Origin of the sequence: Planctellipticum variicoloris (assembly GCF_030622045.1) — a bacterium.
Taxonomy (GTDB): domain Bacteria; phylum Planctomycetota; class Planctomycetia; order Planctomycetales; family Planctomycetaceae; genus Planctellipticum; species Planctellipticum variicoloris.
In genome coordinates, this window is record NZ_CP130886.1 from 281,368 (window position 1) to 302,427 (window position 21,060).

General features: G+C 61.6%; 16 protein-coding genes. 6 read left to right on the forward strand and 10 right to left on the reverse strand.

Annotated elements, in window-relative coordinates:
* Positions 1–76 precede the first annotated feature (76 nt).
* From SH412_RS01115 to SH412_RS01125, 3 genes are all read right to left on the reverse strand, one after another.
* Positions 77–1,966 carry a pilus assembly protein TadG-related protein gene (locus SH412_RS01115; protein ID WP_336521661.1) on the reverse strand — a complete coding sequence of 630 codons (1,890 nt, stop codon included), beginning with the start codon at positions 1,964–1,966 and terminating at the stop codon, positions 77–79.
* A 114-nt stretch (positions 1,967–2,080) separates the two neighbouring features.
* Positions 2,081–2,599: a TadE/TadG family type IV pilus assembly protein gene (locus SH412_RS01120; protein WP_336521662.1), complete on the reverse strand. Its 519-nt coding sequence runs from the start codon at positions 2,597–2,599 to the stop codon at positions 2,081–2,083.
* The gene (locus SH412_RS01125; RefSeq protein WP_336521663.1) at positions 2,592–3,125 is read right to left on the reverse strand and encodes a TadE/TadG family type IV pilus assembly protein; all 534 of its coding nucleotides are present in this window, start codon (positions 3,123–3,125) and stop codon (positions 2,592–2,594) included. The genes SH412_RS01120 and SH412_RS01125 overlap by 8 nt, the downstream gene beginning before the upstream one ends.
* 291 nt (positions 3,126–3,416) lie before the next feature.
* Between SH412_RS01125 and SH412_RS01130 the strand changes: the two genes are divergently transcribed.
* Positions 3,417–4,286: a fumarylacetoacetate hydrolase family protein gene (locus tag SH412_RS01130; protein WP_336521664.1), complete on the forward strand. Its 870-nt coding sequence runs from the start codon at positions 3,417–3,419 to the stop codon at positions 4,284–4,286.
* A gap of 28 nt (positions 4,287–4,314) precedes the next feature.
* On the opposite strand, the gene rsgA is transcribed toward SH412_RS01130, so the two are convergent.
* The gene (gene rsgA / locus SH412_RS01135; protein WP_336521665.1) at positions 4,315–5,364 is read right to left on the reverse strand and encodes a ribosome small subunit-dependent GTPase A; all 1,050 of its coding nucleotides are present in this window, start codon (positions 5,362–5,364) and stop codon (positions 4,315–4,317) included.
* Positions 5,365–5,653: 289 nt separating this feature from the next.
* Here rsgA and SH412_RS01140 point away from each other — a divergent pair, with 289 nt between their 5' ends.
* Complete coding sequence (locus SH412_RS01140; RefSeq protein ID WP_336521666.1) at positions 5,654–7,867, forward strand: C1 family peptidase; 2,214 nt, start codon at positions 5,654–5,656, stop codon at positions 7,865–7,867.
* Positions 7,868–8,237: 370 nt separating this feature from the next.
* On the forward strand, positions 8,238–8,411 hold the full coding sequence (locus SH412_RS01145) for a hypothetical protein (protein ID WP_336521667.1): 174 nt from the start codon (positions 8,238–8,240) through the stop codon (positions 8,409–8,411).
* A gap of 66 nt (positions 8,412–8,477) precedes the next feature.
* Here SH412_RS01145 and SH412_RS01150 read toward each other — a convergent pair whose 3' ends face one another.
* On the reverse strand, positions 8,478–10,670 hold the full coding sequence (locus SH412_RS01150) for a prenyltransferase/squalene oxidase repeat-containing protein (protein WP_336521668.1): 2,193 nt from the start codon (positions 10,668–10,670) through the stop codon (positions 8,478–8,480).
* A 232-nt stretch (positions 10,671–10,902) separates the two neighbouring features.
* On the opposite strand from SH412_RS01150, the gene lysS reads away from it, so the two are divergent.
* A complete protein-coding gene (gene lysS / locus SH412_RS01155; protein WP_336521669.1) occupies positions 10,903–12,369 on the forward strand; it encodes a lysine--tRNA ligase in 1,467 nt (488 codons plus the stop codon).
* A 105-nt stretch (positions 12,370–12,474) separates the two neighbouring features.
* Positions 12,475–13,308 (forward strand): nucleotidyl transferase AbiEii/AbiGii toxin family protein, encoded by an 834-nt coding sequence (locus SH412_RS01160; RefSeq protein WP_336524184.1) that lies wholly within the window; start codon positions 12,475–12,477, stop codon positions 13,306–13,308.
* Here the strand turns inward: SH412_RS01160 and SH412_RS01165 are convergent.
* Positions 13,285–14,154, reverse strand: coding sequence for a type IV toxin-antitoxin system AbiEi family antitoxin domain-containing protein (locus SH412_RS01165; RefSeq protein ID WP_336521670.1), 870 nt, complete (start codon positions 14,152–14,154; stop codon positions 13,285–13,287). The genes SH412_RS01160 and SH412_RS01165 overlap by 24 nt on opposite strands.
* A 227-nt stretch (positions 14,155–14,381) precedes the next feature.
* Between SH412_RS01165 and SH412_RS01170 the strand changes: the two genes are divergently transcribed.
* Positions 14,382–15,788 carry a hypothetical protein gene (locus SH412_RS01170; protein ID WP_336521671.1) on the forward strand — a complete coding sequence of 469 codons (1,407 nt, stop codon included), beginning with the start codon at positions 14,382–14,384 and terminating at the stop codon, positions 15,786–15,788.
* 214 nt (positions 15,789–16,002) lie between these two features.
* Here SH412_RS01170 and rplU read toward each other — a convergent pair whose 3' ends face one another.
* The 4 genes from rplU to SH412_RS01190 form a co-directional block, all read right to left on the reverse strand.
* The gene (rplU, locus tag SH412_RS01175) at positions 16,003–16,359 is read right to left on the reverse strand and encodes a 50S ribosomal protein L21 (RefSeq protein ID WP_336521672.1); all 357 of its coding nucleotides are present in this window, start codon (positions 16,357–16,359) and stop codon (positions 16,003–16,005) included.
* 122 nt (positions 16,360–16,481) lie between these two features.
* The gene (locus SH412_RS01180; RefSeq protein ID WP_336521673.1) at positions 16,482–18,101 is read right to left on the reverse strand and encodes an Rne/Rng family ribonuclease; all 1,620 of its coding nucleotides are present in this window, start codon (positions 18,099–18,101) and stop codon (positions 16,482–16,484) included.
* Between the two features lie 645 nt (positions 18,102–18,746).
* A complete protein-coding gene (ptsP, locus tag SH412_RS01185) occupies positions 18,747–20,552 on the reverse strand; it encodes a phosphoenolpyruvate--protein phosphotransferase (RefSeq protein ID WP_336521674.1) in 1,806 nt (601 codons plus the stop codon).
* A 122-nt stretch (positions 20,553–20,674) separates the two neighbouring features.
* On the reverse strand, positions 20,675–20,980 hold the full coding sequence (locus SH412_RS01190) for an HPr family phosphocarrier protein (RefSeq protein WP_336521675.1): 306 nt from the start codon (positions 20,978–20,980) through the stop codon (positions 20,675–20,677).
* Positions 20,981–21,060 lie beyond the last annotated feature (80 nt).

A 21,060-nucleotide genomic window follows, 5' to 3' on the forward strand; every position in this document is an offset into this window, starting at 1 on the left:
GAAACGAACCAGGGCTTTCGCCGGACGTCAAGCCGTCCGGCGGAAGCCCCGCGTTGTCGAGTCGATGGTCATTCGGTCAGTTCGGAGAACCGACCAGTCGGGCGGGCGGGACTGCCGCAGCGATTTTCGTGAATGCGGCCTCGACCTGAGCTTCCATGTCGGCCACGCTCTGACCGCCCGGCACATGGATGAATTGCCCGCCGCCGATGAACGCAATCGCTTTCAGCAGGTCCGTGTCTGCGTCGTTGCCGACGCAGATGGTGTGAATCGTGTAGCCCTTGTCGACGGCGAACTTCACCTGCCGCAGGACAACGGTCTTCGACGCCGTGCTCGTGGTGTAGTTCGCGTTGCCGTCGCCGTCGTAGTCCGTCATCTGATTCCAGTCCCACCCGTAGGGCAGGCTGGTCGACAGGCCGTTGTCGTAAACGTTGGCGTTTCCGTCGGTCATCAGCAGAATGGCGGGCCTCGATCCGTCCCGCTTATGATTGTCGAGCAGCGAAATGGCTTCCAGCATGCCGCCGCTCATGTTTGTCGAGTCGCTGTAGTGGGCCGCCTGCTTGTACTGCATCAACTGCTTGACCGAACCGTAATCGTTCGTCAGCGGCGTTGTGGAAATGTCTACTAATGGCATGTCGGGATTGCTGTCGCTGAGTTTGGTTTCAATGCGATGACTCGAATCGTAACTGACCATGCCGAGGTAATCGTCGAATTTGAGATCCGTCAGGAAGTCGCAAAGCAGCACGTGGCCTTCCTTGATGGCGTGGAACGGATAGTGCCGCGTCTTCCAGAAGTCTTTCGTCTCGAAGTACGACGGATAGTTCTTCATCTGATAGCTGAGCCAGGTCATCCCCCCGTACATGTCCGTGTACCCCGGAGACGTCAGTCCCGCGTTCGATTGGACGTACGAGTAATACCCGGACCAGCTTCCGGAAGCATAGGGATACGGCTTTGACGAAAGGCCCAGGTCGGCGGAAATCGTCGCCGTGTCGTAGTAATGGCTCAGGGTCCAGTTCTGCGAGGAACTGCCGACTTTGCGGACGGTCACGTCGACGCGGTTGATCCGTTTGCTGCTGTTGCTCCATGTGGCGCTGGTTGTCGACTCTCCGCTGACGGAGCCCGTACTTGTCGTATTGTTCGTGTAGTACAGTTTGTAGCTTTTAATGGCGGTATTCGACGTAACTGCGACGCTCTTGCCCTTGAACGTGATTGTCGTTGTGGCGCCGCTGTTCGATTTGGTCGACGAGATGTACCTGGGAGCAAACGTCATCGAACCGAGATCGAGAGGCTGCAGGTCGTTGTACACGGTCAGGAGGTTGCTTTCGATCTGTTCCTTCGACAGCGGCGACGACACTTCGTCGGAGAAGTAACTGTCGAAGTTCATCGACCGCGAAAAGTCGTGCACGACGACCATGTCGCGGGGCTCGATGTAAGCGATCGATTCGGCCCGCACGATGGAACCCTTGTTGCCCATCACCGCCGAGAACAGGGCCGGCACTTTGCCGTCGGGTTCCGCGAGGTTCGGATTGTCGCGGCGGGCGATGATCTTGACGGCGTTCGTCTTCGACGGAGCGACGTTCCAGTCTATTTCCCACTGGTCGGTGACGTCGTTCTTCGACCGTCGACCGAAGACGACGTCCACGTCGGGATTCACGTACACGCCGTTGGCCTGGGCCACGCTGACGCCGGTGCTTCGAGCCTGCTGCAGCGCATAGTCGAAAACGTTGACGACATCCGGTCCGGACGTCTGAATGGCGTGGGTGATTTCCATCGCCGCGGCCAGCGCCGCGGCGTCGGTCGCCCCCTGCATTCGAGTTCGCACCAGCGAAACCATTCCCAGGTCGACCGAGAACGCCACCCCCGCCATGCAGGCGGTGAGCGTGAACATTCCGACGACCATCGACACCCCGCGCCGTTTGGGCTGAGGGGGCGAGTTGACTTTGCGGACCGGTGCAGACGAACGATGCATTGTAGACGTTCCTGTCTCAGGACGATTGTCGGCGGGTCGGCCCGTCCCGCGGGTTGAGTTGCAATGAATTGCCGGACGCCGACCGGCGCCGTGCGCCAGTCGCGGAGCCATCGCTCAGTCGATGGAAATGATCTTGTCTTTCCGATAGACGATCGACGCGGAAAGCTTCTCGAAAGTGTTCGGCAGCAACCCTGTCGAGTTCAGCTTGGAGTAGGGAATCTCGACGTTGATTCTGAAGTACTGCAGATCATTGGCCGTCGAAGACAGGTTGAACGTCGTCCCGGCGTTCGCCCCCTCGGCATAGGTGATCGTGACGGTCGCTTCGTTGCCGGGGAGCCCCTCCGCAGTCAGCACGTTCTTGATGTCCTGAATGACCTTCTGATTGCCGGTTTGATTGGGTTGAACGCGTTTGCTGTAGTCCATCGAAGCCAGGCGGCCCGCCTGACGGACGGCCTCCTGCAGTTTGATCTGCATGTCGAGGTTGATGCCGCTCTGAACGGCCCCGAGCACCAGCAGGACAAAGAGCGGAGAAATGACCGCCAGTTCGACGGCGGCCGCCCCGCGGCGTAGTACGCCGGACTTCCGCAGTTCACGTTTTCGTGCCGTCCCGGGCGAGTATCGCAAACTATTCATGACGCATCACCGCCCTTCCAATGACGGTCTTATTCTTCAACCAGAATGGCGGCAACAGTGCCACGCTGTCGTAGGGGACCGAGACCTGCGCGATAAAACAGTCGCCCCGCTTGCAGGTCGAGACTTCTTTGAGGGGCAGCGTATCGAAATTGAGCGTGGACGGATCGACGTTTGCGGTGTCAAAGACGCTCCCGTCCCGAACGGAGACGGTCGCGTTGCTGACGCTCAGCGCCGCGGCGACAACCTGGTTGATTTTGGCGGCCACCTGGGCCGAGGTGACGTCTTCGTAGCAGCCGATTTGCACCCCCTCGCGGGCGGCCGCACTGAGCGTGGTCGACACCATGAAGTAGTGTCCAAATTCCATCAGTCCCGCGAGAAGGATTCCCAGAACGGGCAGCACCAGCGCCGTCTCCACGGTCAGCGCCCCGCCCCGCGACGGCCGTCGACGAATCGCTCGTTGCGGCAACATGTTTCCCACCAATCGCTCCCGACCGGCCCGCAGGTTCGTGTTTTCAGACCAACTCATTTCGAACCCTAGGTCACGATTTCGGAAGCCGGCGATAGAATTTCCGCAGCATCAGAGAATTTCTGCAATTTCCGTTCTTCTTCCCAGATTCCGTTCGCATTGTGAGAACCTTGCCGGTCGAACGGCATCGCAATTCCGGAGATCGACGCCCAATTTGGGTCGTCGAATACGATGAGTTCGAAAATTCCGAATGCGCCGGCGGTTCCCTTGCCAACCGGTGGCGCTGGTTTGGGCTCGGCGCGCCTCTCCGGTATGATGCCGTCGAACGATCACCGGAACGGGAAATCTCAGATGCTCCTCGCCAAAGTCCGACTCGCCGATGGTTCGATCCGCGTGGGAATCCTGGAAGACTCCGGGGTGCGCCTGATCGAATTCATCCCCGACGACCGCTGCCAGACTCTTGCCGACATCCTCCACGCCGCTGATCCGCAGGGTCTCGCCTTGCGCCTGGCCGACCGGACCTCACAATCGGTCGACTCCGCGGCAGTCAGCCTCCTGGCCCCGATCGACCACCAGGAAGTCTGGGCCGCGGGCGTCACCTATAAGCGGAGCCAGGTCGCCCGGATGCAGGAGTCGGAGTCGGCCGCCTCGCACTACGACAAGGTCTACACCGCTCCCCGCCCGGAGATTTTCTTCAAAGCGACGCCGAATCGCGTCGCCGGTCCCGGCCAGCCGTTGCGAGTCCGCTCCGACAGCCGCTGGTCGGTCCCCGAACCCGAACTGGCACTGGTCATCAATCCGCAATTGCAGCTCGTCGGCTTCACCGTCGGCAACGACATGTCCGCCCGCGACATTGAAGGCGAAAACCCCCTCTACCTGCCGCAGGCCAAAGTCTACAACCAGTGCTGCGGCCTTGGCCCCTGCGTTCTGCTGCCTGACGGATCGCTCCCGCGCGCCGCCACGAAGATCACGCTGACAATTCATCGCAGCGGAGCAGTCGCCTTCACCGGCGCGACCGACGTCGATCAGATGAAGCGGCAATTCGACGAACTCATCGCCTGGCTCGGACGGGAAAACGAACTGGCCACGGGCGCGTTTCTGCTGACCGGCACCGGCGTCGTGCCGCCGGACGACTTCACGCTGGAAGACGGAGATTCGGTCTCCATCGAGATCAGCGGCATCGGCACGCTCACCAATCCGATCATCAAGACCCGGGCGTAGGAATGGGCTGCGCGCCGACATGACGGGATCACGTATCCGCTGTCACGATCCGGACGTAGCTCTCGTAGCGGGTCATGGAGATCAGGTCGTCCTTGACCGCCCGCTTGACGGCGCACCCCTCTTCATACAGGTGCATGCAGCTCGGAAACCGACAGTACGGCACGAACGGGTGAAACTCGCGGAAGTACCCCTCCACCTCGGCCGGGTGCACGTCCCAGATCTCCAGTTGCCGGATGCCCGGCGTATCCACCACCCAGCCGCCGCAGCCGAGTTCAATCAGCCGGGCATACCGCGTGGTATGCCGTCCCTTTTGAGTGACCTCGCTGATCTCCCCCGTCCGCAGCCCCAGATCCGGCTGAATCGCGTTCAGCAGCGAAGACTTCCCGACGCCGCTCTGACCGGTAAATACCGTCTCCTGCCCCACGAGCAATCGCTTCAGCGCCGCGATGCCGCGCCCCGACTGCACGCTCGTCAGCACCGCGGGACAGCCGAGCCGGGAGTAGAGCCCGATCATCGGCTGCAGATCCGCCGGTTCGATCAGGTCCGCCTTGTTAATGCAGATCACGGCGCGCACGCCCCCTTTGCCGGCGCTCACGACGAAACGGTCGATCAACGCCGGTTTCAGCGGAGGATCGTCGGCGCTGGCCACGATCGCCACCTGCGAAATGTTCGCCACCAGAATGTGCTGGCGGTACTGCTGCCCGCGAGCCAGCACCCCCTGCCGCGGCTCAACCCGCTCAATCACGCCGGTCGTATCGGTCGCCGTCTGCACCAGAACCCGGTCGCCTGTGACGACGGCGTTGCGGGCGTCCCGCGTCAGCGTCCGGACGACTCGACGGATGGTGCAGGACAGCACGCGGCCGTCGTCCAGCTTGACCGTGCACTGCGTGGCGCCGATCGCCGAGACCACCCGTCCCGGCCGGCACAGCGATTCGTCGACCGCCCGGACGATTTGATCGCCCGAGACTTCGGCCCCGACAATCGTCCGCCGGCGCGACAGGTCCCCTTTCCCCGAGATCCGTTCGTCGCGCAGTCCCTGATCGTGATCGACCCCTTCGGCCTGAACGTCGCGCGTCATGTCGTTGGCGCGCGCCCTCCGGCCGCGGTTCTTCTGAAAATCAACGCGAATCTTCCGGCTGGGACGACGTGACACTGTGCGGTACTCGGGGGATGAAATCACACCGTTCGATATTGTGCCAGATTTCGCGCTTCGTGTTGAGGCCGGGCGCCGTACTTCCGGAATCTGCAATAAGGCCGGCCGGGGCTTCTTCAGTTCTCTGGAAGGAACTGGTTGCATGTACTCTGTTCGAGAAATATCATTCAGCTCGAATCGCTGAACGAAGTACATATCGTGGAGGGGGCATTGCATGGTCAAGAAGCACTCACCCGGGAAAAGTGTTCGCCTCCGTGCGAAATCGGTATCGGGCAAACGCTCATCCGGGACTCGTCGCAAAGCGGGTTCGGCAGCGGGATCCGTCGGCATTACCGGGAGACGCTTTGACGCTCGCCCCGACCCGATCGATTTTCGCGACCGGCTCTACGAACCGACGTTGATTGAAGTTCCGCAGGAAGTCTCGCTCAAGGCGTATCAAAAGCTGAAAGTGCCGATTCTGGATCAGGGCCAGGAGGGCGCCTGCACCGGATTCGGGCTGGCCACCGTCGTTCACTACCTGCTTCGGAAACGCAAGGTCCGCCCCGACAGCCGCCGCGTCAGCCCGCGGATGCTTTATGAAATGGCTCGGCGTTACGACGAGTGGCCGGGCGAGAAATACGACGGCTCCAGTGCCCGAGGCGCCATTAAAGGGTGGCACAAGCATGGGGTCTGTGCGGAACCGCTGTGGCCGTACCGCGCCGGAGCCGTGTCCGAACCTCTCACCGCGGACCGGGCCCGGAATGCGGCAGAGCGACCGCTCGGGGCCTATCTGCGAGTCAATCATCTCGATCTGACCGCAATGCACGCGGCGATTGCCGAAGTCGGGGTTCTGTATGTCACCGCCAACGTCCACCAGGGATGGGACGCCATCGACTCCGAGGGATCGATCCCGTTCGACGAAGACCCCAAATGGATCGGCGGCCATGCCTTTGCCCTGGTCGCGTACGACGACCGGGGGTTCTGGCTGCAGAATTCCTGGGGTGTCGACTGGGGAAATGGAGGGTTTGCCCGGATTTCCTACGACGACTGGCTCGTTGCGGGAACCGACGCCTGGGTGGCGCGCCTCGGAGTGCCGGTTCAGCTCCGGCAAACGGCAGGCGTTGCCGCGGCCAATTCGGATGCGGCAGGCAACGCGCTCGGCAATATCTCCCACATCGTCCGACCGCACATTGTCAGCGTCGGGAATAACGGATCGTTCCGGACGAGCGGGACTTACGGAACCAGTCGCGAGGAGGTCGCGGAACTGATCGACCAGGAGATCCCCAAAGTTCTGAAGTCCTGGAAGAAACCGCGACTGCTGCTCTATACCCACGGCGGCCTGACCCCGGAATCGTCGGCAGTGCAGCGGGTCGCCGATTACCGCCAGTTCCTGCGCGACCACGAGATCTACCCCCTGATGTTCTCCTGGAAAACGGATTATTGGACGACGATCACCAACGTTCTCACGGATGCGTTCAAGCGGCGCACGGCGGGCGGGGCCATCTCGGCGGCCAAGAATTTCCTGCTGGACCGTGTCGACGACGGACTGGAACCCCTGGCCCGCCAGCTCTCCGGAATGACGGTCTGGGAGGAAATGAAACAGAACGCCCTGCTGGCAAGCCAGGCCGATGACGGCGCAGCGCGTTTCGTCGCCGACAAAGTGGCGGAACTGTTGAACCAGATTCCCCAACTCGAAGTCCATGTCGCCGGCCACAGCGCCGGAGGCATTTTCAACGCTCCCCTGATTCGCTACTTGTGCAGTTCGGGCGAGGTCTGGAAAGATTCGCAGGGAGCGGCCGTGAACGGCCTGGGATTGAATGTCAAGACGCTGACTCTCTGGGCGCCGGCCTGCACCGTCCGGCTGTTTGCAGAGATGTACGCCCCCTGTCTCGAGGCGGGTAAGATCGGCCGCTGCCGCGTTTTCACGCTGTCTGACGAGGTCGAACAGGATGACAACTGCGCGAAAATCTACAACAAATCCCTGCTGTATCTCGTTTCCAACGCATTTGAGGAATTTGTCCGCCTGCCGTGGTTCCGACCTCACGGCGAGGCGCTGCTGGGGCTTGCAAAGTCGTTTGGAATCAAGCCGAAAGACCTGCTCGATGGCTACGGTTTGCCACTCGTCGAGCCCGGGCAAGTGACCGAACTGCGGCAGGCGCTCGAGCGGCTGCAGACCCTCGCAAAACAGGGAACCGTGGAGTGGATCGCGTCACCGACGGGCGCGGGGCAGGCTCCCGGCGCCGCCTCGGGAGCGACGCATCACGGCGATTTCGACGACGACCGGCTCACGCTGGAATCGCTGCTGGCGACGATCCTCGGAGCCAGACAGCATGCGGTGGAGGCCGCTGCCCATCCGCCCGTCGGTAGTCCTTCGCCGGAGAGCTCCAATTTCGTGTTCTCGCCGTCAGCGTCAAAAATGGCGCAACGTCGAAAGGAATTGTCGCGCTGAGTCGCGCTCCGCGCGCGATCGCAGCATCAGCCCGAGCAGAATAGTGCCAGGAAGTGGCGACGTCCTGGAGAACTTGCAGACGGGCCCGGAGAATTCGGAGTTCATCCGGTGTCCCGGCTGCGAAATGCCGGCTCCCCTCTTCGGGCAATTCTGTCCGGACTGCCAGAGGCGCCTGTTCTGCGGCTCCAGGCGGTGCAAAGAACGTGATACTTGCTCGTGCTGGCAGGCGGACGACCCGCGTGAGGTTGAATTGCTCTTGCGGCGGCGCGGCATCCCGCTTGATTAGGTCAAAATTGAACGACGAAGGGTTGTCATCACAGAATTTCACACGGTTCAGGCGGCCTTTGGGACTCTGCTGTCGAGCGTCTTCATGACCGTGCCGCAGGCGAAGCTGAGAGCAGGTCCCGGCAAGCAAGTCGGCCTGATTGAGCGACTTCTCTGGGGACTCATCGGCGCGGCGGCGAGCTATCTGATCACAATTGCGGTGCGACCGTACTTCCGTCGTATCGAGAACGAACGCCTCGCCGCCGATCTCAAAGAATGATCGATCGCGTCCGCCGCCAGCGAGTGACTGCGCGCTCAATTCAACGCACGAACCCGATGGGAAACTCTACTTCACCGGCTTCAGATCCACCGCCGCGAGCGGCTGCACGTTTCCGCTCCGCCATTCGTTGTACTGAAAATCCTCCCGATACCGGCTGTAGCCCTCGCCTGGACCGATCGTCACCGGACGGACGCCCGGCCGGCGGGCGAGGAACGAGAGCTCCGACTTTTCGGAAATGTCCCAGTCCTGGGCCGCCATGACGTGCGCGTAGCTGCCGACGCGGCGCGGCACCACAAACACCAGGGGCAGCTTGCCTCCGTCCCGATCCGCCTCTCCGAAGAACTTGCTGAACGACTTCGGATCACTGACCGTCGACGTCCGCTTGCCGCCCCCGCCCAGCCAGGAGGTCAGGTTGTAAATATTGCTGTCGCCTGACCACGAGCGACCTTCCGCACTGGTCGAGGTCTTCAGCAGCGAGGTCCCCAGGTTGTCGCATTTGTACGCGCACAGCGTGCTGCCGATCGCCAGCTTGCCGTCCCACTTCGAAGCGGTAAAGGCGTCTTTTCCCTGGAAAACATTCTGCGACAGCATCAGCTTCACGTCCCCGGCCACTCCCTTTTCCGGACTGTTCGAAAAACTGATACACGCTCCGGAGTAGAGGATCGAGTTCTCGACCAGCACGTTCTGCTCCCCGGCGCTGACGATCTCCAGCGCGGAGTTCCCGCCGATCAGCAGGCTGTTCCTGATGACGTGCCGGCCGGGAGCCGCGATGACGACTCCCGTCATTCCCCGCTTATTTCCCTCGGAAATCTGGCAGTTGAGCAGTCGCAAGGCGCCGCCTGTAACGTGAATTCCCTTCCAGGGAACCGGATTCGATGTCACGGGCGGGTCGAACTGCAGCCGGAGCCCTTCCAGCGTCACCGTCCCCCCCGCAATCTTGAGCATGTGCTGGGCATCCACGTCTCGCTCGGGCCGAAGAATCAGGCCTTTGTCCGACTTGCCCACCTGATACTCGAACACTGGCTCGTAGCCGTAGCCCGCCTGAATGGTGAGATCCTTGTCGATGACGTCGTGCAGCAGCTTGTAGGGACCGTTCCCGTCGACTCGAATCACATCGCCGGCTTTCGCCCCGGCGAGCGCCTCCTGAAGCGTGTCAAACCGCGGCTTGTCCTCGCGATTCGCCAGCAGAAAAACCTGATCCGGCTCCCCCGCCAGCAGCCGCGAAATATCGCTCCCCAGGTTCGCCTTCCGCAGAAACAGCACCGCAAAGCACGTGTCGCTCGGGCTCTCCTTCGAATCGGGCCACGAGCCATCCGCCTTCTGCGTCTTCAGCAGCGCCGCTGCCCCCTGGCGGAACCAGTCGGTGTCCCCCAGTTTCTCAACCCCCAGCAGCACCCCCAGCCGTTCAATCGACCAGATGAAGTACCGCGCGGATCCCGGCGACATCCCCTTTGCATAGGCGTTGACCCGCTCCAGCCCCTTGGCGTAGACCGGATCGGACAGCAGTGTCTCCTTCTGGCCCCGGATCGTCCCGCCGGAGGATTTCTGGTCCTTCCGAATGCGGTTCGCGCGGGCCACCGTCAGGCAGAACAGGCCGGCCGAAGTCATCGTATTCCGGCTCCCTTCGTCCTTCGAAGTATACGGCCAGCCCCCGTCGTCCTTCTGCTCCCCCACAAACCGCGCGGCGACTTCAATCATCGCATCGTCGATCGGCACGCCGTATCGGGAGGAGACCCACAGTCCCAGCACCGCAAACTGCGTGTTGCTGTTGTCCCCCGCGCCGTCTTTCTTCTCGATCTTGCGCAGGTCGGAGAAAATGCTCGCATCGACTTCCGGGTTGGAATAGCTCCAGCCGCCAGACTTCGTCTGACCGGCGAGCAGCCTGGCCCCCATCGTCCGGATCTGTCCGCGGTCCTGCCGGTCGCCGACACGCGACAACAGCAGAATGCTCAACGCCAGATCATAGGTCTGCTTTTCCCCCGCGCAGTTCTTGCGGACAAAGCGATACCCCTTTTCGACCACCGGGTCGTAGATCGGCGTGCCGTTTTCAATCAGCGCCAGCGTGCAGAGGGCCGTGATGCCCACGGCATGATTCTCGTACTCCCAGCTTCCGTCTTTCCCCTGCGTGAACTTCAGATATTCCACCCCTTTCAATCGGGCGGCGGAAATCTCTTCGTCTGTCTGAGCCTGGAGAAACGCGGAACTCGAAACCAGCAACCAGACGCCGGCTAGAAAGAGTCGACAGAAGTGCCAACGCATGAGGAGATCTCCCGGTTGTCGTGCCCGCGATGGATTGACGTGATCCCGCACTCTACCCCGTGCTCCGGAGTGACTCAACAGTGAATATTGATCCGTCGCGACCGGAAGTCCGCCAGGCTGCGGAAAACTCTCGGCTCGCCGGATGTGACGCCCCCGGTTGACGTTCCGCCGAACCTTTCAGATATTGACGCGTCTGTCCCTCTGTTCCGAATTCTGCTGAAACGGCCCGCGCATGTCCGAAAACCCCGATCGTCTGGAAGCCTTCCGCCTCGAAAAGCTCCACAAGCTGGAATCGCTGGGCCTCGACCCTTGGGGGCAGCGCTTCGACGGCCATATCCACATCGAAAAAGCTCGCGACCTCTGTCCGGCTGAGCAGGGGGTCGACGGCGACACCGTCCGCGTCGCCGGCCGTATCATGCGCTGGAGCGATTCCGGCAAGCTCCGCTTCGGCCATATCCAGGATTACACCGGCCGCATCCAGGTCATGATCTCCAAGGCCGACGTCCCGGAAGAGGTCTGGACCGTCATGGAGTGCCTGGAACGGGGGGATCTCGTCGGCATCGACGGCCGGCTGCGGGTCACCCGGACCGGCGAGAAGACGATCTTCGTCGAAAAGCTGACCTGCCTCTGCAAGAGCCTGGCCCAGCCCCCCGAGAAGTGGCACGGGCTGGAAGACATGGAAACCCGTCTCCGCCAGCGCTACACCGATCTGATTTATACGGAAGGGGTGCTCGACCGCATGTTTCGCCGGCTGCGGATCATCGACTCCTTCCGCCAGACGCTCAAGGGCGAAGAGTTCTTCGAGGTTGAAACGCCCGTCCTCCACGCCATCGCTGGCGGAGCGGCAGCCCGCCCCTTCGAGACCCACCACAACGCTCTCGACATCCCGCTCTTCCTGCGGATCGCCCTGGAGCTGCACCTCAAGCGGCTGATGGTCGGCGGCATCGAACGCGTTTATGAAATGAGCCGGGTCTTCCGCAACGAAGGGGTCGACAGCACGCACAACCCCGAGTTCACCATGATCGAGCTGTACCAGGCGTACGGCAATTACGAGACCATGATGGACCTCGCCGAGAAGCTGATCTCCAGCGCCTGCGCCGCCGCGAACGATGGGCAGTTCAAGGTGCTGTGGGGCGAGAAGTCGATCGATTTCACGCCCCCCTATCCCCGTCGGAAGTACGCCGACCTGTTCCTGGAACACGCCGGCTGCGACATGCGCGACGCGACGGCAGTCGCCGCAAAGGCCACGCAGCTCGGCATCCCGACGGCGGGCCGGCATCCGGATGTCATCGTCAACGACGTCTTTGAAGCGACCGTTGAAGACGCCCTGACCGACCCGGTCTTCGTGATCGACTACCCGGCTTCCATGTGCCCGCTGACCAAGCGCAAGCAGTCAGACCCCGCGGTCGCAGAGCGGTTCGAGCTCTTCGTTCACGGCCTGGAACTGGCGAACGCCTACACCGAACTGAATGACCCCCGGCTGCAGGAAGAGCTGTTCCGCACACAGCTCGCGGGCCTGGCGGAAGAAGACTCGATGGCCAAGATGGACCACGACTTCGTCCGGGCTCTCAAGGTCGGCATGCCCGCCGCCGGCGGGATGGGGATCGGCATCGACCGCCTGGTGATGCTGCTGACCAACACGACGAGCATCCGCGACGTGATCTTCTTCCCGCTGCTGAAGCCGGAGGTGTTCGGGTAGGAGTCAATACTTGATCGCTTGTATTTGGAGGGTTGAGAGTTGGCAAAACGAAAACCTCCCCAAAACGTTGACGTCGAGGCGATCAAACGGAGAGCAATCGTGGCGATGTTCTCCCACGATTTGCTCTTCGAACGGCTGACGCTCAAAGGTGGGAACGCTCTCCAAATCGTCTATGGTCTGGGGCGACGGTCGTCGTTCGATCTCGATTTCTCGATCGATGGTGACTTCGCAGATTTTGACGAGCTTCAGCACATCATAACCGGCGTCCTCGACTCGTCTTTCGGCGAAATTGGTTTGCGAGTCTTCGACGTCAAGATCGAAGGCCGGCCGCCAGAGATCTCTGAAGAGCTGCAGGAATTCTGGGGTGGCTACGAGATTCGATTCAAACTCATCAGCTTCAGCGAAGCTGAGCAAATCGGGAGTAACCCCGAGGAATTGCGTCGTCGCGCTCTGCCTCTTAGTCCAACTGGCTCGACTCAGTACTCAATCGATTTGAGCCGACATGAGTACTGCGGAGATCGGAGACGCTACAAGCTCGACGATTTCACGATCTACGTGTATTCGCTGGAGCAGATCGTTGGCGAGAAGCTGCGAGCGATCTGCCAGCAGATGCCGGAGTACGGGCCAATCGTCCGTCGGCAGCGACCTGGCGCTGGCAGGGCGCGGGACTTCATCGACATCGCCTCAATTCTTCAGCAGCGGCAGATTGGTGTACCGAGCGTCGAGTTCTCCGAGCTTGTCGTCAAACTCTTTCAAGCCAAGCGGGTTCCGCTATCCTTGCTCTCAAGAATTGAAGAGCAGCGCGAGGTGCATCGCGTCGATTTCGTGAGCGTTCTGACGTCAATTCCGCCAGAAGATCGTCCTGGAGTGGATTACGACGATTGCTTCAACCGAGTCGTCGAAATCTGTCGTTCGTTAGAACCCCTTTGGGATGTATAGCCGCCACTCCGGGACGTAATCCATCTCCTTCATTCCGTACGTCAGGTAAAAATCGAACCGACGATCAAAGTCGAGAATCTCCATGAGTTGGGCTCTGGAGTATGCCTCTGACCGCTCCAGGTAGAAGCCGATCGCCTGGTGAATTGGATAGCCGTATTGGAGCTTGTGGAGATACGCGGCCAGCTTGTTCAGGGAATACTTCCCCCGCGCTTCGCGATAAGCCTTGGCGACTTCGAAGACTCCGCCTGAGTAAATCGGCCTCACAGCGATGTCGATCAGCGTCCGTTCAATGTTCGTAACTCTGAGCGAACGGCCGTGAGGCGTTTCGACCGAGACGACTCCAAGATGCTCGGTATTTCGACCGTTCAGCACGCAGACCTCGAATCCCATGATCTGGGTAATATTCTGGGATGTGCGGCAGTTGCCGCGAAACGCCCGGTCGATCCCCTCCTGGGTGAGTTGCCCGCCGGTTCCCTTCGAGGGCTGTTCGACGTTGAAGTAGATCGTCTTTGGGTGCTGTTCGGTGAGGCCATGTAGGAGAATGCCGGAGTAATGCGAGAGATAGCCCTCTCGGTTCAGCGACTGGACGATCTCGAAAGCCGTCGCCGTTCCCCAGACGAATCGGGTCGTAGGACGATAGGGCAACTCAATGCGAAACTCTTGAAGGCGTCCTTTGGCCTGCAAAAAGGCGATAAACTTGGCTGCGGTCGTGCTTTGGGCGAGCCTCCAGAACTCTCGGTGTTCTCGAAGAACCTTTTCGATGTCTGGTCGGGACTGGATTGTCGTCGGGAGTGAATCGAAATAGGACTGAATGTCCTTCCAGGCGATGTCGAGTCGAGTTGCCATGGTTATTCGAGTGAATTCGATCTGACGTAGGAGGCATCGTGCAGCGAAGTATATATACTTCGCTGCATGGGGGCAATGCGGATCCATTCGCCAGACATAAAGAGCATCGTTGAAACGATTTGCGGAATCCAATTGACGGCGTTGTAGCTGGCGTGGTAGAGGTATATATACCTCTACCACGTCAACCATAGCCGAAGCCGACTTCCAATACCCTGTGAGCCACCCAGATGAACGAGGGCCTCCCCCCCTTCGCCGGACTCTGCTCCCCCGCAGACGCCCTCCGTCCCGGGCTCAGCGTCGAAGAGTGCGTTGCGTGGATGAAGCGGCATCACTATGTCCTCCAGCGGCTCCATCAGATCTGCACCGCCCGCATCACCGCCGAGCCGCTCTACGAACTCAAAACCGCCTTCAGCCTGCATGCCTATCTCTGCGCCGAGCACGCCTCTGCCATCCGCAAGCGGGTCAACGAGCTTCGCGAGCCGCCACTCGGGCTGGAAGTCATCCCCCACCGCGGCCTGCAGTTCTGCTGCGACGAAATCCTGGCCGCGCCGTCGGCAAAGGAGCTCGTGCTGGGGCTGTATGAGATTCTGGTCCCGGCTCTGCTCGATTCAGTCCGGGACTATCAGGCGACGACCAACCCGCTGGCCGACTCCCCCAGCATCCGCATCGCCCGCTTCTGCCAGCTCGAACTGGAAGACATCGACCATTTCGGGCGGCAAGCGGTGGTCGCTCTCGTCGACGACGAATTCCGAGCTGCACTGCAGCCCTGGCTCGACACCCTGCGTCAGGCACTCTCGGCCGCCGGCGGACTGAGCGGTCGGCAACCGGAGTGTGGCCCCCTGCCCTCCCCGCAGTTCTCAGCGACGCCCTACGTCTACGACCGCGTTCCCCGTCGGGATGCCCGCTTTCACGACTCCTACAACGCCGGCGTGAACCCCGAGGCCTTCCTCTACGACGAGCGCTTTCAGCCCCGCGACAAGGTGCTGATGCTCTACTACAAGCGGCTCCGCGAGCTCGATGTCCCCGAGATGATGGCCGGGATCATTCACGAAACTGCTGGCAAGCCCTGGAAGTTCTACGCCGACATGTCCCGCCAGCTCTGGGACGAAGCCCGGCACTCCCTGCTGGGCGAGGCCGGCTTCCGCAGCCTGGGGCTCGACTGGTCGCAGATCCCGATCAACTTCACCTGGTCGCTGAACCTTAACACGCAGCTCACCCCCCAGGAACGGCACGCCGTCCTGTTCTTCATCGAACAGGGGCTGATGCCGCGGACCGGCAAGCGCTACGAATGGGAAGTGGCCCAGGCTTCCGGTCTGCCGCTGACGGCTCTGTTCCAGGACTTCGACTGGGCCGACGAAGTGCTCCACGCCCAGCTCGGTCGGGAGTGGTACGTCAAGGACTTCCCCGACCTCAAGTCGGCTCTCGACTACGGCGACCGCTGCTGGACGCAGGTGATGAGCCACTGGCGCGACTACCGCGACCGCGGCCTGACCGATCACCGCAACTGGTGGCCCGACCTGTATCGTCAGGCCTGCGCCCGCTGGGGCGTCGCGCCCGATCCGGCCGCCATCGAGTTCAGCGAAACCTACGCCGACACGCGCGCCGACCTCAAGCAGATCTCCGCATCAGGCTGAACACACGGAAGGCGTATCGACCGAGTTCAAGCAGCCGATTACCAGGCCGCACGTTGAGCGTCGGCCCGGTCCGAGCAGCAGTCGGCAGCTTCAATGTCTCTGCGAAGCCCGAATCCCGAAACCCGTTTCTCCAACGCCCCCAAAACAAACAGACGCACGGCCTGAGCGAACTCAAGCCGTGCGTCTGGAAATTCTCGACAGTTGTCGCCATCGCTCAGTTGGCGGCGGCTTCCGCTTCGACCACCTGCAGGCCGGGGATTGTGATCCCGGTAATCTGGACCTGAGTGTGCTTCTGGCGGTGACCGGTGTGACGCTTCGAGGCGTGCCGACGGCGGAGTTTCTGAATCTCCAGCTTCGGTCCCTTGAACAGATTGTTCGTCACTTCGCCGGTGATGGTCGCCCCCTCAATGGCGGGGAGGCCGATCACGCTGGCGCCGCCGCCGTTGGCGAGCAGCACCTTCTCGAAGGTGATCGTGTCGCCGACTTGGGCGTCAACCCGGTAATCGACGACCACTTTTTCGCCCGGCTGAACTTTGTACTGCCGGCTGCCATCTTCAAAAATCGCGAACATGAGCCTGAATCCAGATCCAAGAGCACGCCGCCCGCAGGCGACGAAAACCAGACAGACGAAGATTAACGCCCCGCATACCTCCGGCGCAAGGCCGGAAACGGAGAGTCCGGTAATCTAACGGTTTACCGGCGGGATTTCGAGTCTTCCCGCATCGGAATTTTAATCTCGTTCCCCAACTCATTGGTGCAATGGAACTTGAGGTGTTCCGGCGCGGCGTTCGGGAGGGCGTTGATGCTGATCGTCACGTCATACGACTCTTCGAGCTGCATGATGTCCCGCCGCTTCCGGTTGTTCAGGAACGCCGCGACGCGATCGTGGACTTCCACATTCACTTTCACCACGTCCGGGTGGTTGGAGTGGGTCATCAGCAGCCGCATGACCTCGATCGCCATGCTCTCGCCGGTCTTGACCTGGCCCGTCCCGTGACAGCAGGGGCAGTCCTCGTAGACGCTTCGGCGGAGCGACGGCCGGATCCGCTGACGGGTCATCTCGATCAGCCCGAACGGGCTGATCCGCATGATCTTCGTCCGGGCCCGGTCCCGGCGGACGGCGTTCATCAGCGCCCGCTCGACGCCGCGACGATGTCGCTCGTCGCGCATGTCGATGAAGTCGTTGACGATCACGCCGCCCAGATCCCGCAGGCGGATCTGCCGGCTGATCTCCTCGGCCGCCCGCAGGTTGACCTGGTAGGCGTTCTCCTCGGCGTTTTCGTCGGCGCGGTAGTTGCCGCTGTTGACGTCGATGGCGACGAGGGCTTCAGTCTGGTCGATGACGATCGATCCGCCACCCTTCAGCGGCACGTGCCGGTTCTGGATGCGGGCGATCTCGTCCTCGATGCCGTACTTGTTGAAGAGTGGCTCGCGTCCGTCGAACAGTTGAATCCGGTCGACGTGGCGCGGCAGCACGATCTTCATGAACTCGCGGGCTCGCTCGTAGGCCCGCGGCTCGTCGATCAGGATCGAGTCGATGTCACCGGTGTAGATGTCCCGGATCGTCCGAATGATCATGTCGCTTTCTTCGTAGATGTCGACCGGCGCCGGGAACTTCTTGATCCGGCCGACGATCAGCGACCACAGCCGCAGCAAGTAGTTGAGATCCCGCTGCAGGTCTTTCTGCGAACGATCGATCCCCGCCGTCCGAATGATGAATCCCAGACCAGGCGGCGGGTTCAGCTCCGTCAGCGCCTGGCGCAGCTTGCGGCGGGTCACGTCGTCGGCAATTTTGCGGCTCACGCCGACGCGCTGCAGGCCGGGCATCAGGACCAGATAGCGGCCCGGGATGCTGATGTAGGTCGAGAGGGTCGGCCCTTTGCTGCCGATCCCTTCCTTGATGACCTGCACCAGGACTTCGCTGCCGCGTTTGAAGATCTCTTGAATCGGCGGCTTGCTGCGGGCGTTGCGCTCGTTGGCGCGGCCGCGCGGCGCTCCGCGACGGGGCGGACGCTCTTCTTCCTCGTCCTCATCGTCGTCGTCGAACTCGTCCGGTTTGCCGTCGACGAGGTGCTTGTAGTACTGGTACTCGACGTCGCTGACGTGGAGGAAGCCGTTGCGGCCAACGCCGAAGTCGACGAACGCGGCCTGGATGCTGGGCTCCAGGTTGACGACGCGGCCTTTGTAGATGTTCCCGACGTAGTTTTCGAGACTGTTTCGCTCGACGTAAAGCTCTTCCAGAACGCCGTCTTCAACGATGGCGATCCGGCTCTCCTCCGGCTGGAGGACATTCATCAGCATTTCGTTCGTCATCACGCACCCTTCTGGGGACCATGCGCGAATCGTCGATCGCCGGGCGGACAGGCGGAGCATTCTCCCGGAGCCGAAGCGCAGGCAGGCGCGCCGGTCGGTGTTTCGCAGGCCACGGGCCGGCGAGCGAGCTCGTCCGATCCGGATCCCGCGGGAAAAATGTTCGATGTCTGCTCAGGGATGCAACGAGTCCTGCCGTGGCGGAGTTCCCCACCAGGGGAAACGCCCGCTCCAGACCGCGAGCCTGCCGGAGTTCGTCATCAGGAGGTGCAAGGCTGACCGTCGCGAAGCTGTGCGCTCCGGGGTGCGACGGAAATGTCGTTGCCTCGCAAGAGAGATCCCGGAAGGCCGGCTGCCGGCCGGACCGTTCGGGGATACAGAGCCTGATCATCCGGGTTACCGTCCCTCCCGGGTTGCTGCAGGGCCGGAGACCGGCGGCACGCAACGCAGTGGGAGGACTGGTCCCGTTCCGAAACCCGGGCAGGTGCTGGTCGGATTCCCCGGACACGCCGATATCCGCCCTGTCGCCGTCGTCAGCGACGACGGCGTGAAAATCGGCAACGGGCCGACAGGCGGACCACGACGTGGTCAGAAATTGGGAATCGCGGCGACGCACTCTGTCCAAAACCTGAAAAACGGTTTTCTCGATCACACCGATGCCGACGCAGCGCCGGCATCCAGTTCACTCTCTGACTGCTGGGGAACCCCTCTGACGGAGTCCCCGAATCTTCGACTCAACTCGCCACGCAGAAAGCTCTCCACGTCCCTGGCGACTTCCATCGCTTCCACGCGGGAAGCGATCTTCTCCGCACGAGCGATGGTCAGACTGCGAATGACTTCTTTCAATTCCGGAATGGCATGCGGCGTCACGCTGAACTTGCGGACTCCCATGCCGATTAACAACGGCAGGTAGAGCGGGTCGGAACTCATCTGTCCGCAGATCGAGACCGGTACGCCTCGCCTGCGGCCAGCAGCGACCACCATCTGAATCAGGCGCAGAATCGAGGGATCGCCCGCCTGATACAGTTTGGAAACCGCCGGATCGGCCCGGTCGACCGCCAGAGTGTACTGGATCAGGTCGTTGGTCCCAATGGAGAAAAAATCGACCTCGCGCGCGAATTCCTCCGCCAGGAGCGCCGCCGAGGGGACCTCGACCATCATGCCGACCGGCATGTCTCTGCGGAACGGAACTCCTTGCTCATCAAGGTCTTCCATCACGTCACCCAGGATCATTCGCGCCTGCCGGAATTCCAGCAGACTGGCGATCAGAGGGAACATCACTCGCAGATCGCCGTGCACTCCCGCCCGCAGGATCGCCCGCAGTTGCGTCTTGAACAGCTCCAGATGCAGCAGGCTCAACCGGATGCTGCGGACGCTCAGGGCGGGATTGACGCTGTCGGGGTAGCTTGAGCGCAGGCTCCCCGGCATCTTGTCCGCCCCCAGATCGAGAGTCCGGATGATGACCGGTTCCTTCGGGAAGGCTCGCAGGACCTCGCAATAGGCCTGGTAATGATCCTCCTCAGTCGGCTCGCGATTGGACTCGAGATAGAGGAACTCGGTCCGATACAGACCAATCCCCTCCGCGCCCCGCTGCCTGGCGTGCTCGGCTTCCGCGGGAAACTCGATGTTCCCCAGCAGCTCGATCGAAACGTCGTCCCGCGTCTCCGCGGGCAGATGCCGCAGCGTTTCCAGCCGTTTTGTGAAGCTGCGATATCGGGCCTCAGAGGCGCGATACCGCATCAGCGTGTCTTCGTCGGGATCGAGAATCACTTCGCCCGACGTGCCGTCGATAATGATCGTCTCGGCGCCGGAAACATCGTTCAGAAACGAACCCACGCCGACGACTGCCGGAATCTCCAGAGCGCCGGCCAGGATCGCCGTGTGGCTGGTATGTCCGCCGACTTCGGTCGCAAATCCCAGCACGAATTTCCGGTCGAGATTTGCCGTTTCGCTTGGCGTCAGGTTGTGGGCGAGGATGACAACCGGAGCCATCAGGTGCTGCAGCTCTTCGCGGGCCTCTCCCAGCAGGTGCCGGAGAATTCGCTTCTCCAGGTCGTAGATATCCGCAGCCCGTTCTGCCAGATACTGTCCGCCCAGATTCTGGAATCGATGAGCGTACTGCCGCAAAATCCGACTGACGGCAAACTCGGGCGAGAAACTCTTCTGCCGGATCAGGGCTTCGATCTGAGCGATCAATTCGCCGTCACGCAGCATCATCAGATGTGCGCCGAAAATTGCGGCGTACTGAGCCCCGAGACGATCGGCTGCCAGTTTCTCGTTCAGTTCGATCTCGTGACAAACCGCCGCCAGGGCCGTCTCGAACCGCTGCAGCTCCAGTTCGACGGCATCTCGAGAGACAACCCGGCGCGGGATCCGGAAGTTCTCCGTGCCGAACACCATGGCCGGGCCGATGGCCACGCCTGGAGAAACGGCAATCCCGCGCTTCACAAGCATGTCGCCACTTCCGCTTCAGCCGCAATCGGTGGGATTGCGAATCGGCCACGTGAACGGGGAAACCCCCTGACAGGACGGGAGAAACAGATTCAAGCGTTCCCGGCCGAGGCGTTCCCCCTGGATCAGGCCGAAGGGACCGGCGAGGGCTCGGCATCGATGAAATTGGTTTCAAACAACCGGCTCAGCTCGTCGATCACGGCTTCAGCATCGCTCCCTGCCGCCTGCAGCTCCAGTTCGGCTCCGGGACCAGCGGCCAGAGTCAGCAACTCCAGCACGCGTCGAGCGTCGACGCGTGTCTGATCTTTCTGAACCCAGACTTGACTGGAGTATCGCTGAGCCGCCTTGGCGATCAGGGAACACGGGCGAATGTGCAGGCCGTGCTCGGTATTGACCGTCACCACCCTGCGAATAATGGCTGCATCCACCATGATTTGACGCCACCGCTACGAACTGAACCTGTTTCGGGCGAAAGTCTCCCGACCGACAGGACACCTTCCGGCCCGACAGG

What these genes read in the sequence shown, in the direction of transcription:
- SH412_RS01170 (WP_336521671.1), top strand. Translation starts at nt 14,382, where the DNA reads ATGAACGAGGGCCTCCCCCCCTTCGCCGGACTCTGCTCCCCCGCAGAC.
- SH412_RS01120 (WP_336521662.1), bottom strand. Translation starts at nt 2,599, where the DNA reads ATGAATAGTTTGCGATACTCGCCCGGGACGGCACGAAAACGTGAACTG.
- SH412_RS01165 (WP_336521670.1), bottom strand. Translation starts at nt 14,154, where the DNA reads ATGGCAACTCGACTCGACATCGCCTGGAAGGACATTCAGTCCTATTTC.
- SH412_RS01145 (WP_336521667.1), top strand. Translation starts at nt 8,238, where the DNA reads ATGACCGTGCCGCAGGCGAAGCTGAGAGCAGGTCCCGGCAAGCAAGTC.
- rsgA (WP_336521665.1), bottom strand. Translation starts at nt 5,364, where the DNA reads ATGACGCGCGACGTTCAGGCCGAAGGGGTCGATCACGATCAGGGACTG.
- SH412_RS01140 (WP_336521666.1), top strand. Translation starts at nt 5,654, where the DNA reads ATGGTCAAGAAGCACTCACCCGGGAAAAGTGTTCGCCTCCGTGCGAAA.
- SH412_RS01160 (WP_336524184.1), top strand. Translation starts at nt 12,475, where the DNA reads ATGTTCTCCCACGATTTGCTCTTCGAACGGCTGACGCTCAAAGGTGGG.
- lysS (WP_336521669.1), top strand. Translation starts at nt 10,903, where the DNA reads ATGTCCGAAAACCCCGATCGTCTGGAAGCCTTCCGCCTCGAAAAGCTC.
- rplU (WP_336521672.1), bottom strand. Translation starts at nt 16,359, where the DNA reads ATGTTCGCGATTTTTGAAGATGGCAGCCGGCAGTACAAAGTTCAGCCG.
- ptsP (WP_336521674.1), bottom strand. Translation starts at nt 20,552, where the DNA reads ATGCTTGTGAAGCGCGGGATTGCCGTTTCTCCAGGCGTGGCCATCGGC.
- SH412_RS01130 (WP_336521664.1), top strand. Translation starts at nt 3,417, where the DNA reads ATGCTCCTCGCCAAAGTCCGACTCGCCGATGGTTCGATCCGCGTGGGA.
- SH412_RS01125 (WP_336521663.1), bottom strand. Translation starts at nt 3,125, where the DNA reads ATGAGTTGGTCTGAAAACACGAACCTGCGGGCCGGTCGGGAGCGATTG.
- SH412_RS01190 (WP_336521675.1), bottom strand. Translation starts at nt 20,980, where the DNA reads ATGGTGGATGCAGCCATTATTCGCAGGGTGGTGACGGTCAATACCGAG.
- SH412_RS01115 (WP_336521661.1), bottom strand. Translation starts at nt 1,966, where the DNA reads ATGCATCGTTCGTCTGCACCGGTCCGCAAAGTCAACTCGCCCCCTCAG.
- SH412_RS01180 (WP_336521673.1), bottom strand. Translation starts at nt 18,101, where the DNA reads ATGACGAACGAAATGCTGATGAATGTCCTCCAGCCGGAGGAGAGCCGG.
- SH412_RS01150 (WP_336521668.1), bottom strand. Translation starts at nt 10,670, where the DNA reads ATGCGTTGGCACTTCTGTCGACTCTTTCTAGCCGGCGTCTGGTTGCTG.